Origin of the sequence: Asanoa sp. WMMD1127, from assembly GCF_029626225.1 — a bacterium.
GTDB lineage: Bacteria > Actinomycetota > Actinomycetes > Mycobacteriales > Micromonosporaceae > Asanoa.
In genome coordinates, this window is sequence record NZ_JARUBP010000001.1 from 7,924,701 (window position 1) to 7,937,407 (window position 12,707).

General features: G+C 74.9%; 10 protein-coding genes. 6 read left to right on the forward strand and 4 right to left on the reverse strand.

The window, feature by feature from the left end:
* Positions 1–17: 17 nt before the first annotated feature.
* From O7635_RS37925 to O7635_RS37935, 3 genes are read left to right on the forward strand one after another with little or no spacing between them, the layout of a single operon-like run.
* Positions 18–992, forward strand: a complete 975-nt coding sequence (locus O7635_RS37925) for a hypothetical protein (protein WP_278085304.1) — start codon at positions 18–20, stop codon at positions 990–992.
* 29 nt (positions 993–1,021) lie between these two features.
* Positions 1,022–2,491 (forward strand): cryptochrome/photolyase family protein, encoded by a 1,470-nt coding sequence (locus O7635_RS37930; protein ID WP_278085305.1) that lies wholly within the window; start codon positions 1,022–1,024, stop codon positions 2,489–2,491.
* Entirely contained in the window at positions 2,488–3,246 is a 759-nt protein-coding gene (locus O7635_RS37935) for an SDR family oxidoreductase (protein WP_278085306.1), read from the forward strand. The genes O7635_RS37930 and O7635_RS37935 overlap by 4 nt, the downstream gene beginning before the upstream one ends.
* Positions 3,247–3,273: 27 nt before the next feature.
* Here the strand turns inward: O7635_RS37935 and O7635_RS37940 are convergent, their stop codons facing one another.
* The gene (locus O7635_RS37940; protein WP_278085307.1) at positions 3,274–4,173 is read right to left on the reverse strand and encodes a LysR family transcriptional regulator; all 900 of its coding nucleotides are present in this window, start codon (positions 4,171–4,173) and stop codon (positions 3,274–3,276) included.
* Positions 4,174–4,194: 21 nt separating this feature from the next.
* Between O7635_RS37940 and O7635_RS37945 the strand changes: the two genes are divergently transcribed.
* Positions 4,195–4,590 (forward strand): DoxX family protein, encoded by a 396-nt coding sequence (locus O7635_RS37945; RefSeq protein ID WP_278085308.1) that lies wholly within the window; start codon positions 4,195–4,197, stop codon positions 4,588–4,590.
* Here O7635_RS37945 and O7635_RS37950 read toward each other — a convergent pair.
* Positions 4,571–5,452, reverse strand: a complete 882-nt coding sequence (locus O7635_RS37950) for an oxidoreductase (RefSeq protein ID WP_278085309.1) — start codon at positions 5,450–5,452, stop codon at positions 4,571–4,573. The two genes, O7635_RS37945 and O7635_RS37950, sit on opposite strands and share 20 nt — an antisense overlap.
* Positions 5,453–5,531: 79 nt before the next feature.
* Between O7635_RS37950 and O7635_RS37955 the strand changes: the two genes are divergently transcribed.
* A complete protein-coding gene (locus O7635_RS37955) occupies positions 5,532–6,176 on the forward strand; it encodes a DUF2306 domain-containing protein (RefSeq protein ID WP_278085310.1) in 645 nt (214 codons plus the stop codon).
* Positions 6,177–6,361: 185 nt separating this feature from the next.
* On the opposite strand, the gene O7635_RS37960 is transcribed toward O7635_RS37955, so the two are convergent.
* Both O7635_RS37960 and O7635_RS37965 read right to left on the reverse strand, forming a co-directional pair.
* Positions 6,362–11,047: a serine protease gene (locus tag O7635_RS37960; protein ID WP_278085311.1), complete on the reverse strand. Its 4,686-nt coding sequence runs from the start codon at positions 11,045–11,047 to the stop codon at positions 6,362–6,364.
* Positions 11,047–11,358 carry a trypco2 family protein gene (locus tag O7635_RS37965; protein ID WP_278085312.1) on the reverse strand — a complete coding sequence of 104 codons (312 nt, stop codon included), beginning with the start codon at positions 11,356–11,358 and terminating at the stop codon, positions 11,047–11,049. The genes O7635_RS37960 and O7635_RS37965 overlap by 1 nt, the downstream gene beginning before the upstream one ends.
* Before the next feature lie 152 nt (positions 11,359–11,510).
* Between O7635_RS37965 and O7635_RS37970 the strand changes: the two genes are divergently transcribed.
* Positions 11,511–12,689, forward strand: coding sequence for an MFS transporter (locus O7635_RS37970; RefSeq protein ID WP_278085313.1), 1,179 nt, complete (start codon positions 11,511–11,513; stop codon positions 12,687–12,689).
* The last annotated feature ends 18 nt before the right edge of the window (positions 12,690–12,707 follow it).

The window sequence follows — 12,707 nt, forward strand, 5'->3', positions numbered from 1 at the left end:
GGGAGAGGAGCGCCGCGATGGCGGAGGAGGAACGGGAGGAGCCGCGCTGGAGCGGCGCCGCCCCCGTGCCCGCGCCGGCGCCGAAGCGCAAGCGGTGGCTCGACGACGAGTCGGTGTTCCCGCCGCCACCGCCGCCGCCCGACTCGCCGCCCCGGGACCCGACGCTCGACCTGCCGACGGGGCGGGCGGTCGAGGAGGACACACCGGTCGACCCGTGGGCCGATGCCGACCCGCTGCCGTCGTACCCGGTCTCCTATCCGCCGACCCGGCCCGATCCGATCGTGTCGGCACCGCCCCCGCCGCAGCTGCCGGTGCCGGTGCCAGCGCCCGCACCGACACCGCCGGCCAGGACGCGCAAGGCCAAGCGCCGGCCCGAGCCGGCCGGACCGCCACCGGGCTGGCGCCCACCGCCCGGCTACGTCGCCGTGCCGGTGCGCCGGCGCCGCCGCTGGCCGTGGTTCGCCCTGCTCTCGCTGCTGTGCTGCTGCGGCTGCCCGGCCTGGTTCGGCCAGCCGATGTGGACGCAATATCCGGCCAGCGCGGCCGTGCCGAGCGCCGTCGACGGGCTGACGTTGCGCGACGACCCGCAGAGCCGGCGGGCCACGCAGCAGCTCAAGGACGAGCTCAACAATGCGTACATGTTCAAGGAGGGGACCTTCGCCGGTCTGTTCGTCGACCGCGACGACAAGCTCGCCACCGTCTTCGGCACCACCGGCTTCCACTTCTCCCCCGACGACGACGTGACCAGCGAGATCAACCGACTGACCGGGCCCTACCACCTGCGCCAGGTACGCACCGTCGAGTCGACCGAGCGGGGCGAGAGCCGGCGCTGCGGCGTGGGCACCGACAACGGCGCCGAGGTGGTGGTCTGCTCCTGGGCCGACCACGGCAGCATCGGCACCGGCGTCTTCACGCGGCTCGACGTCAACGACAGCAACAAGAGGCTCAGCCGGCTGCGCGACACGATCGTCACTCGCGGATCGGACGGTTGAAAACTCCGATAGACGGGCACAATGATCGGATGATCCGCCGGTGGTTGTTCGCCGATCAGTTGGGGCCGCACTTCCTCGACGGCCCGCGACAACCCGTGCTGCTGGTCGAGTCCAAAGCGGTCTTCCGGCGTCGCGCGTTCCACCGGCAGAAGGCCCACCTCGTCCTTTCCGCACTGCGGCACCGCGCCGCAGAACTCGGCGACCAAGCGATCTTCCTGCGCACGGAAACCTACGGCGAAGCTCTACGCAAGGTCAGCGGGGAGCCACTCGACGTGTGCCATCCGACCTCTCGCCGGGCCCGTGACTTCGTGCAGCGGCTCGACGGGGTGACGGTGCTCCCGCCGCGCGGTTTCGCCACCAGCCCGGCCGACTTCGTCGCGTGGGCCGACGGCCGGCACGGGCGGCTGCGCATGGAGGACTTCTACCGCGACGCCCGCCGCCGCCTCGACGTGCTGATGGACGGCGACGCGCCGGCCGGCGACCGGTGGAACCTCGACACCGAGAACCGGCAGCCGCCGCCGGACTCCGGCATGGACGTGCCGCCACCGCCGATGCCGGTCGAGGACGAGATCGACGAGGGCGTACGCGCTGACCTGGATCGCTGGGAGAGCGAGGGCATCCGGTTCGTCGGCAACGACGGCCCACGGCTGTTCCCGGCGACCCGCCGCGAGGCGCTCGCCCGGCTGCGGCACTTCGTCACGCACCGCCTGTCGGCGTTCGGTCCCTACGAGGACGCCATGCTGGCCGCCGACCCGTGGATGGCCCACAGCATGCTGTCCGCGCCGCTCAACCTGGGCCTGATCGACCCGCTCGAGGCGGTGCACAAGGCCGAGGACGCCTACCGCTCCGGCGCGGCGCCGCTGTCGTCGGTGGAGGGCTTCGTCCGCCAGCTGATCGGCTGGCGCGACTACATCTGGCACCTCTACTGGTATTTCGCCGCCGACTACGGCGCCGCCGACGGCCTGCGCGCCACCCGACCGGTCCCGGCGTGGTGGCAGTCGCTGGACGCCGACGCGGTCGAGGCCCGCTGCCTGTCCGACGTGCTGGCCGGCGTCCGCGACCGCGGCTGGGTGCACCACATCCCGCGCCTGATGGTGCTCGGCAACTACGCGCTGCAGCGGGGCTGGCGGCCGGCCGAGCTCGTCGACTGGTTCCACCGCAGCTTCGTCGACGGCTACGAGTGGGTGATGACGGCCAACGTCGTCGGCATGAGCCAGTACGCCGACCTGGGCGCGATGACCACCAAGCCCTACGCGGCCGGCGGCGCGTACATCAACCGGATGAGCGACTACTGCCGCGGCTGCCGCTACGACCCGCGCTCGCGCCTCGGCGTCAACGCGTGCCCCTACACGGCGGGCTACTGGGCCTTCCTCGACCGCAACCGGGGCCGGCTGCGCGGCAACGCCCGCCTCGGCCAGGCCATGCGGCAGCTGGACCGCCTCGCTGACCTGGCGGCGGTACGCGACCAGGAGCACACCCGCGGCGACGAGGCGCCGTGACGGCGTCCTATGTGGTCACCGGCGCCGCCGGCGGGGTGGGCCGGGCGATCGCGCAGCGCCTGCTGTCGGTCGACGGCACCACGGTGGTGGTCCTCGACCTCGCCCCCGTCACCTGGTCGCACCCGCGCCTGCTGTCGGTGACGGGCGACGCCACCGACGAGTCGGCCGCGGCCGCCGCGGCGGAACAGGCCGTTGCCGCGGCCCCGCTGGCCGGCTGGGTCAACAACGCGGCCGTCTTCCGGGACCTGTCGCTGGACACCGCCCCGGCGGCGGAGGTGGTCGCCCTGATCACGCTCAACCTGGCGCCCGCGGTGGTCGGATCGGCCGTCGCGATCCGCCACTTCCTGGCCGCGGGCACGGGCGGCGCGATCGTCAACGTCTCGTCGCACCAGGCCCAGCGGTCGGTCCGCGGCGCGCTGCCCTACGCGACGGCGAAGGCCGCGGTCGAGGGCCTGACCCGGTCGCTGGCGGTCGACTACGGCCCGGCCGGCATCCGGGTGAACGCGGTGGCGCTGGGCTCGATCGACACGGAACGCTACGCGGACTACCTCGCCCGCCTGTCCCCGACCGCGGTCGCCCAGGTGGCGGAGCAGATGGCCCGGCTGCACCCGATCGGCCGGGTCGGCCGCTCCGACGAGGTCGCGGAGGCGGTCGCCTTCCTCCTCTCCCCCGGCGCGAGCCTCATCACGGGAACGGTGATCCCGGTCGACGGCGGCCGCGCGGCCCAGGGCCAGGACCCGGAGTCCCGCGGTTAACAACGGGCCGTTCCTCTGCGTAAAACGTTAATAAGGGGCCGTTCCTTCTACGCTCGCCACGCACGAGCGCACGAAGTCGGCGACGACCGGGTTCGCGTCGGAGTCGGGGCGCCAGGCGACGGCGATCTCGGTCGGGCGCACGCCGGTGACCCGCCGGTAGGTGACGCCGGGGCGGGCGTAGAAGCGGGACGCCGACTCGGGCGCCAGCGCGATGCCGTAGCCGCTGGCGATGGCCTGCAGCCAGTCGTCGGGGTGTTCGGTGGTCGCGCCGATGACCGGCGGTCGGTCGCCCCGTTCCTCCGCCGCCAGCCAGTAGTCCCGCCAGGCGCCCGTCTCCGCCGGCGCCGCGACGAACGGCTCGTCCCACAGGTCCTCGAACGGGATCTCCTCCCGGCTCGCGAGCGGATGCCCGCTCGGCAGGGCGACCAGCCGCGCCTCGGTGAGCAGGACCCGCACCCGCAGCGCCTCCTGGCCCGGGAACGGCAGCCGGAGCAGCGCGGCGTCGACGTCGCCGTCGGTGAGCCCCGCGGACGGATCCGCCCAGCTCGCCTGGCGCATCTCCACCCGCCAGCCCGGCCGCGCCCGCCCGAACGCCTCGATGATCTCCGTGGTCGACTCGTTGGCCGCGCTGGCCAGGAAGCCGACCCGCAGCACCCGCGCCGCCCGCCGGGCCGCGCCCTTGGCGTCACGCACCATGTCGTCGTGGGCGGCCAGCCAGGCCGGCGCCGCGCGGGCGAGCGCCCGTCCGGCCTCGGTCAGCGCCATGCCGGCACGCGACCGCACGAACAGCGGCACCCCGAGCCGTTCCTCGAGCTGGTGGATCTGCTTGGTCAGGGCGGGTTGCGACACGTACAGGCGGGCTGCCGCGCGGGTCAGCGTCCCCTCCTCGGCGACAGCCACGAAGTAGCGCACCAGCCTGGTGTCCATATCCATTCCATCAGGTTATAGATGCTGGTATTGGACCCGCCGGCCGACCTGACCGAGGCTCGATGGGTGACCAGCACCTACGTCGCCGTGACCGCGATCGCCGCCGCCGCCAACGCCGCCGCGGCCACAATGGACTTCGCCCGGCCCCGCTGGATCCTGACCAACATGACGCGGTACAAAGTGCCGCACTCCTGGCTGCCCCTGCTCGGCACCGCCAAAGCGGCCGGCGCGGCCGGCCTCCTGGTCGGCCTGGCGGCGCCGGCGATCGGCGCGCTGTCGGCCGGCTGCCTGGTCGCCTACTTCGGAGGCGCGGTGGTCACGGTCGTCCGGGCCCGCTGCTGGAGCCACCTGCCGTCGCCGCTGTTCTTCCTCGCCCTGGCCGCCGCCCCGCTCGTCCTCACGGCGCGGGCGTCGTGACGGCCGCTCCGAGCAGGGCGAGGTCGTCGTCGGTCAGCCGCAACCGGCCGGCCGCCACGTTCTCCTCCAGGTGGGACAGCGAGCCCGTCCCCGGTATGAGCGCGATGGCGGGCGAACGGGCCAGCAGCCAGGCCAGCGCGACCTGCGGCACCGTGGCGCCGCGCCGATCGGCCACGGTGGCCAGCTGGGCCACGGTCAGCGGCTGGAAGCCGCCGACGGGGAAGAACGGCACATAGGCGACGCCGGCCGCGGCGCAGGCGTCGACCAGCGGATCGTCGGCGCGCGCGGCGATGTTGTAGAGGTTCTGCACGCACACGATGTCGGCGACCGCCCGCGCCCGCTCGAACTCTGCCCGGCTGACGTTCGAGATGCCCAGGTGCCGGATCAGCCCCTCCGCGCGCAGCGACATCAGCGTCTCGAGCGCGGCCTCGAGCGGCGCGTCGGGGTGACCCCGGTCGCCCAGGCGGAGGTTCACCACGTCGAGCCGGTCCACGCCGAGGGAGCGCAGGTTCGCCTCGACGCCGCGGCGCAGGCCGTCCGGGGTGAGGCCGCGCTGCTCGGCCGGTGGCAACAGGATGTCGTCACCCTCGACCAGCGCGCCGACCTTGGTCACGATCACCAGATCACCGGGGTACGGGTGCAGGGCGGCGCGGATCAGCTCGTTCGCGGCCACCCCGTCCCGCGCGTAGTAGTTCGAGGTGTCGAGGTGGTTGACGCCGAGCTCCACGGCGCGGCGCAGGATCGCTGTCCCGGTGTCCCGGTCGGGCCGCCCGCCCCGCGGCCAGCCGGTGAGCTTCATGGTGCCGTAGCCGACCCGGTTGATCCGCAGATCGCCGCCGAGCCGCAACTGTTCGTCAATCATGATCAGAAACTTACCCACCTTGACAGGTGTACGCCGTACACCTACCGTCAGGTGTACGCCGTACACCCTGGGGGAAGTCATGAAGTCGGCCTGGCGCCTGCCGCTGCTGCTCGTGCTGTTGACCCTGGTCCCGGTGGTCGCCGGGTCGCTCCGCCTGCTCGAGCTCGCCGGGGGGCCGCAGCTGCTCCCCAGCAACCCGCGCGTCGACGCCTTCCCACTGCCCGTGGTGCTGCACGTGGCCGCGGCGGCGCTCTACGCGTTCCTCGGCGCGCTGCAGTTCTCCGCCCGACTGCGCCGTCGCCGTCCCGCGTGGCATCGCCGGGCCGGCCGGGTGCTGGTCGCGGCGGGGCTGGTCGTCGCCGTCTCGGCGCTCTGGATGACGCTGTCCTATCCGGACGCCCCCGGCGGCGGCCTCTTGTGGGGCGTGCGTCTGGTGGTCGGGTCGGCCATGGCCGCCTGCCTCCTGCTCGGGTTCGCCGCGATCCGCCGCCGCGACATCGCCGCACACCGCGCCTGGATGATCCGGGCCTACGCCCTCGCGGTCGCCGCCGGCACGCAGACCTTCACCCAGGGCATCGGCGAGGCCGTGTTCGAGCCGGCCGACCTGACCACGGCCCTGTCGGTGTCAGCGGGCTGGGTCATCAACGCGACCGTGGCCGAGTGGGCCGTCCGGCGGGCGCCGGTCCCGCGGCGCCGTCACGTGCTGAGCCGTTCGGCGGCGTAGCCGACCAGGGAGGTCCGGCGCCAGGTACGGGTCCCGCGGCGCCGTCACGTGCTGAGCCGTTCGTCGGCGTAGCGGACCAGGAGGTCCGGCGCCAGGTACGGTCCCGCGGCGCCGTCACGTGCTCAGCCGTTCGTCGGCGTAGCGGACCAGGAGGTCCGGCGCCAGGTACGGGTCCCGCGGCGCCGTCACGTGCTGAGCCGTTCGTCGGCGTAGCGGACCAGGAGGTCCGGCGCCAGGTCCGCCAGCGCGTTGAGCGCGATCGAGATGTGCCCGCCGGCGAAGGCCTGCGCGAGGAGCCGCGCCGTGTGCGCCGGCGGAGCGACGCGGGCCAGCGCCACCCACATCTCCGCCTGCCGGTTGGGGTCGTCGATCCGGCCGGCGGCGTGCTCGGCGTCGTGGAGCAGCGGCTCGGGGTCGGCGGCGACGCCGATCACGCGGACGAGGGCGCGGACGCGGCCGAACGGGTCGGTGACCGCGCGGGCCGCCCGCTCGGCCCGCTCGGCGTCGCCGTCGGCGAGGGCCCGCTCCAGCACCGCCAGCAGGTCTTCCGACTGCTGGAACGGTTCGGCCACCGCGGCCGCGAGCCGTTCCGCGCGGTCGAGGTCGCCCGCGGCGAAGGCCGCCCGGAACAGCAGCGTGTCGGGTTCGACGAACATCGACCCGTACCTGGTCGCGATTCGCTCGGCGCGGGGCTGGTCCCCACCGGCCGCCACGGCGGCCACCAATGCCGGCAACAGGTCCGCCAGGTCCCGTGGGTCCGGGGCGATGAGGAGGTCTTCGGCCAGGTCGGTGAGGGCCGCGGCCCGCTCGGGCAGGCCGACCGCGGCCTCGACCAGCAGGACGAGAGTCCACAATCGACGAAGTGGGTCGTCGGCCGGCTCCTGCTTCGCGATGAAGCGGTCGAGGAAGACGGCCGCCCGGTCGGGGTCGCCGGTCCGCGCCGCCGCGCGGGCCAGGCCCGGCCATCCCGCCGGCTCGTCGATCAGCGTTTCGATTCGCGCCGCCAGAGCGAATTCCCGCGCCTGCGCGGCCGTCTCCCACAGCGTGACCAGCAGGCCGACCCGCAGGTCGGGTTCCGGCAACCCGTTGGCGATGCGCACGGCGCGGTCGAGGTCGCCCGCCTCGGCCACCGCCCGGACCAGGTCGGTCAGGAGCACCGACCGTGTGTAGGGCTCGTCGATCTCAGCTGCGGCCCGCTCGGCGAGGTCCACGATGCGGTCGGCGGCACCTACCAGCGCGGTCAGCGCCTGCAACCGCTGGACGGGCGCCTCGACGGCCGCGGCGAACCGGCTGGCTCGCTCCTGATGTCCGGCGGCGACGAAGGCCTTGGTCGCGGTGACGGACAGCTCCGCCCGGCCGTAGGGGTTGGCGACCGCGGCCACCACCCGCTCGACCCGGTCGGGATCGGTGCCGGCGACCGCCGCGATCAGCGGGGACAGCGCCGACGACAGCTGCTCGGAATGGTTGCCGGTGATGGCCGCGGCGACCTGCTCGGCGCGGTCGACGTCGCCGGCGGAGACGAAGCCGCGGGCCAACGCGGTCAGCTCCCACGGGCTCGGCGGCGGCGCATCGGAACCACTCGCTATGCGCTCGGCGTCGCGGGTGAGCGCCACCGCCCGCGCCCGGTCCCCGGCGCCCAGCGCGACCCGCGCGATCTCCAGCACCGCGGCGGCCCGTGCTCGTTGCGGCGGCACGGCAGTCGCGATCCGCAGGGCACGGCGTGGATCGCCGGCCCCGGCCAGCGCCGCCACGAGAGCGGCGACCACCTGGTGGCGCCGATCCGCGAAGGTGATCGCCGCGACCAGCCGCTCGGCCCGGTCGTGGTCGCCGGCGGCGATGGCGGTCTCCATCAGTTTGACCAGCAGGTTGGCCTGCTCGTTGACCTCGTCGACGGCGACGGCCGCCTGTTCGACGTCGTCGAACACCGCCTTCGCCGGCTTGCCCGCGGCGACCATCGCCAGGATGAGGTCGGTCGACGCGTCGACCCGTTGGCGGACATCCGTGATCGCCGCGGCGGAGTGGGCGGCCCGGTCGAAGAGCGCGGCGCTCCGGTCCGGGGCGGCCGACGCCAGGCCCACCAGCAGATACGCCCGGGGCGCCGGTTCGGTCAGCGACGCGGCGACCTGTTCGCCGTGGTCGAGCAGGGCCGCCGCCCGGTCGTGGTCGCCGGCCGCGGTCGCGGCTCGCACCAGTTCGGGCCACACGACGCCGTGAGCCCAGGGGTCCGACAGCGTCCCCGCCGAGCCTTCGGCCCGCTCGATCAGGGCGGCCGCCCGATCCGGTCGCCCGGCGGCGGCCATCGCTGTGGCCAACGTGGTCACCATGCGGGCCCAGTCGAAGGGCCCGACATCGTCGAGATCGACCAGCTGTTCGGCCTGGTCCATGTCCCGAGCCGACAGGATCGAGCCGGTCAGCGCGGTGCGGCCGGTGATCGGGTCCCGGGTGCGGGCGACGCCCTCCCCGGGGCGCGGGTTCTCGTGCGAGTGGGTGCCGTCAGCGGCCTCGGCCAGCTGCGCCACGCGCTCGCGATCCGCCGGCGGCCAATGGTCGGCGAGCCGCCACAGCGCCCGCGCCCGGTAGCCGGGGTCGGTGACCGCCAGGGCGATCCGCTCCGCCCGGTCCAGGTCACCCAGCGCCACGGCCGCGGCGGCGAGCGTCGTGCCGGCCCACGGTCCCCAGCTCGCGATGCCGTCCGCCTCCGCGCGGTCGAGCACGGCGGTGGCGCGCGCGAGGTCACCGTTGGCGGCGGCCGCCTGGGCCAGCCGGCTCAGCTCGACCGGCTGGTCCCGGGGTGCGACATGGTCGTCGATGACACGTTCGGCCCGGTCCAGCTCGCCGGTCTCCACCAGTGCCCGCAGCAGGCCGTTGAGCGCCGACGCCCGTTCCCACCCGGCGGCGACGCTCAGTGCCAGCGCCTCGGCACGGGCCGGCTGGCCCAGCCGCGCCCACATCTCGGGCAGGCCCGGGGGCACAGCGGCGTTGCGGGACAGCAGCCCGTCGCGGGCCGCGGCCAGACGGGCCATCGCCACCAGGTCGGGCGGGTCCGCGGCCAGCACCGCGTCCTGGGCGATCGCCACCTCCGCGAACGCGGCCGCGTCCCCGCCGCTCAGAGCGCGCAGCAGATCGCGCCGGGCCGGGTCGGTGGCCAGCGTGACCAGCGCCGCCGGGTCCGGAAGGGCCCGCAGCATCCGCGGGTAGCCCCGCAGCAGGAAGGCCGGGGTGTCCTGCGGCCAGCCGCGGTCCGCGTACTCCTGTGCCCAGGATCGGATCCGCGCCCGGTAGCCGTCGAGCGCGGCGCCCAGGTGCGCGACCGCCTCCGCCCGCAGGGTCTCGTGGGTGAACAGGAACACCCGTTGCGGGCGGAGGTCACCGGGTTCGTCGCGGCCGCCGACCGTGCGCCCGAAGACCCCACCGAGCAGGGCGTCGAGGCGGAAACGGGGCAGCCCGCTCAACGCCTCCAGCTCCGGCAGGGACAAGCCGCCGCCGCTGGCGGTGACCAGGCCGATGACCTCCTGGTGCGGCTGGTCACCGGCGAGCAGCTCCGCGAGCTCCCGGTTGGCGGCCGCGGCGACCTGGGCGGCGTGCGGGGACGCCGGCAGCTCGCGGACCCGGCAGCGCCGCAACGGATGGTCGGCGGGCACGTCGGCCGGCACCGGCGGGTCGGGCCGGCTCGCCACGACGATCCGCAGCCCGTCGTCCGGCGCCCTGGGCAGCACGGAGGCGATGCTCGCCAGGCCCGAGCCCGGCCGGGCGCCGGTGTCCTCGTCGAGGCCGTCGACGACGAGCACCAGCCGCCGGCCGGCCTTCCGGGTGCGCTGTGCGGCCGCCTGCAGCAGCGCCCGGCGGTGGGCGTCGCGGCCCGACGGGGTCAGGCTCGGCGGCACCTGCTCGCCGGCGACCGCGGCGAGCTGCTCGATCAGGGCGTCGGTGAACGCGCCGCTGTCGGACTGGGTGACCAGCCGCGCGGTGATGAAGAACGAGACCACCTCCACGCCGGCCGGCGGGTCGAGGACGAACGCGGACAGCAGGGCCGACTTGCCCGCCCAGGGGCCGGCCCGCCACCACAGGTACGGCTCGTCGCCGGCGCAGAACCGCGCCAGCTCGTCGAGCTCGGCGCCGCGGTCGAGGGTGCCGCCGGCGGGCGCGATGTCGCGCACCAGCTCCCGGTAGCCGGCGCGGGTCAGCGTCGCGCCCGGCGCCGGCACCACGTCCGGCAGGGCCGCGACGTCCGCGACCTCCAGCAGAGCGGCCAGTGGGCCGGCGGTCAGCGCCCGGTCGAGCCGGACGGCGGTCAGCCGGCCGAGCCCTTCCCTGCGGTGGTGCTCCGCGACCACCCCGATGAGCCGCTCCCCGGCCCACACCGCGGCGCCCGACATCGCCTCCCAGGGCGAGGTGCCCGGATCCGGGTCGTGGTCAGGGGCGGCGACCGTGATCTCGAGGGTCCCGCCACGGCGGTTGGCGAGAACCGCGAGCGACCCGGCGGCGTACGCGAGGTCGCGGAACGGCCGCCCCTCCTTGGTGCGCAGCTTCCAGCGGGGAAAGCCGGCCGTGTGCACGTCGATGACCGCCCGGTGCTCGCCGACCCGCCCGATCGGCGCCGGCGTCACCACGGGCGCCCCGGCGGGCGGCTCGAAGCCGAGCACCACCAGGTCGGCGTCGGTATCGCCCCACACCGGCGTCGCCTCGGCCGTCCACACGCCGGCGAGCCCGGCGTCGAAGCGCACCGACAGCGCCGTCGCGCCGGCCACCACGTGCGCCGCGGTCAGCACCCGCCCGCCGGTGACGCGGTAGCCGGAACCGCGCCGCGACCCTCCGCCCGGCAGCGCCGCGATCACCTCGGCGACCCGGGCGGCCGACCAGGCCTGCGGCATCATTGTTCGTCGCGGACGCCGGCCCCACCGATCAGCGCGGCCCGCTCCGGGTCGTCACCGCGCACCGGCTGCAGCGTCAACCGGATCACCTGGGTCACCGTGCTCGCCCGGCGCGTGCCGGCGTTGCCTTCGAGGACCCAGAAGCGCACCTTGACGCCGGGTTCGCGGGCCTTCTCGACCGCGACGGTCAGCTCGAGCTCGACCGAGTCGGCCTTGAAGCGCAGGTCCTTGCCCTCGCCGCCCCACATGGCCCGGGTCAGCTCGGAACGCAGCTGCCAGATCATGTCGGCCAACTCGATCGCGTCGTCCATGCCACCCTCCCGGCCGGTGCACCCACAGTACCGACCGTCCACCCCCGACAGAGTCAACCGTCGGTGCGACGACACTGCCATACCCTTGCCGCCATGCCCGCTGGATCGGTCGCCATCGGTGTCTTCGGTGACATCGGCGTCTGCACGTTCGCGTGACCGACCTCGGCGCCGGCTACGTGCGGTGGATCGCGGCCCGGGCGGTGCTGCACCGCGGGTGGTGGCTGGTGACCAGCGTCTACCTGGTCGTCGACGCGCGCCTGTCGGCGGCGGAGCTCGTGCTGATCGGCGTCGCTCAAGCCATCACCGGGCTGCTGTGCGAGATCCCGGCCGGGGTCCTCGCCGACACGGTGAGCCGCCGGTGGTCCCTGGTGGTGTCGCACGCGCTGATGGGCACCGCGATGTTCACCACCGGCCTCGTCACCGACTTCCTCCCGCTGCTGGCCACGCAGGTGCTGTGGGGCCTGTCATGGACCTTCGCCAGTGGCGCCGACGTGGCGTGGATCAGCGACGAGCTCGACGATCCGCCCCGGGTGCGGGTGGTGCTGATCCGCGCGGAGCGGGCCCAGCTGGTCGGCACCGTGGCCGGCCTGCTGGGTGTCGGCGGCCTGGCCTGGCTGATCGGCCGCGGCCCGGCGCTGGTGGTGTCGGGCGCGGGCATGCTGCTCCTGGGCGCGCTCGTGGCGGCGCTCTTCCCGGAACGGCGTTTCGTGCCCACGCGCGCCGACCGGTGGGCCGCCGCCCGGTCGATCCTGACCCGCGGCGGCCGGCTCGTCCGCGGCAGCCGCGTGCTGCTGGCCGTCTTCGCGGCGACCTTCCTGGTCAACGGCGTCGCCGACGCCGTCGGACGGCTCTATCCGCTGCGGCTCGTCGACCTGGCCCCGGCCGCCGACCCGATCGTCTGGTTCACCGCCCTGGGTGTGGTGATGTGTCTGGCGGGTGCCGCCGCGCTGCGGTTCGCGCAGCCCCGGATCGGCGGCCCGCACACGGTCCGCCGCGGCTACGTCGCCGCCTGCGCGGTCGCGGCGGCGGGCGTGGCCGGGCTGGCGGTCGCGCCCGGCGCGGCCGGGGGCAGCGTCGCGGTCGTGCTGGCCGCCGGCGCGCTGCCGTTGGCCCGCGGCTTCGGCGCCATCTGGGTCAACGACCGGACGGTAGGCCCCGTCCGCGCGACCGTGCACTCCCTGCTGGCCCAGGCGGAGTACCTGGGCAAGATCCTCTGCGGCCTGGCGGTCGCGCTCGTCGCCGACGTGGCCGGCCTGCTCCAGGCCTTGACGGCGTGCGCGGCCCTCCTGGTGCTGGCGATGGCGATCGCCCACCGCGCCACCCGGGAGTGATGGACTTCGACGAGGCAG

Bases quoted from the DNA above. Each gene is read 5' to 3' on its own strand.
- O7635_RS37960 (WP_278085311.1), bottom strand. From the start codon at position 11,047: ATGCCGCAGGCCTGGTCGGCCGCCCGGGTCGCCGAGGTGATCGCGGCG.
- O7635_RS37930 (WP_278085305.1), top strand. From the start codon at position 1,022: ATGATCCGCCGGTGGTTGTTCGCCGATCAGTTGGGGCCGCACTTCCTC.
- O7635_RS37940 (WP_278085307.1), bottom strand. From the start codon at position 4,173: ATGGACACCAGGCTGGTGCGCTACTTCGTGGCTGTCGCCGAGGAGGGG.
- O7635_RS37950 (WP_278085309.1), bottom strand. From the start codon at position 5,452: ATGATTGACGAACAGTTGCGGCTCGGCGGCGATCTGCGGATCAACCGG.
- O7635_RS37955 (WP_278085310.1), top strand. From the start codon at position 5,532: ATGAAGTCGGCCTGGCGCCTGCCGCTGCTGCTCGTGCTGTTGACCCTG.
- O7635_RS37965 (WP_278085312.1), bottom strand. From the start codon at position 11,358: ATGGACGACGCGATCGAGTTGGCCGACATGATCTGGCAGCTGCGTTCC.
- O7635_RS37925 (WP_278085304.1), top strand. From the start codon at position 18: ATGGCGGAGGAGGAACGGGAGGAGCCGCGCTGGAGCGGCGCCGCCCCC.
- O7635_RS37945 (WP_278085308.1), top strand. From the start codon at position 4,195: ATGCTGGTATTGGACCCGCCGGCCGACCTGACCGAGGCTCGATGGGTG.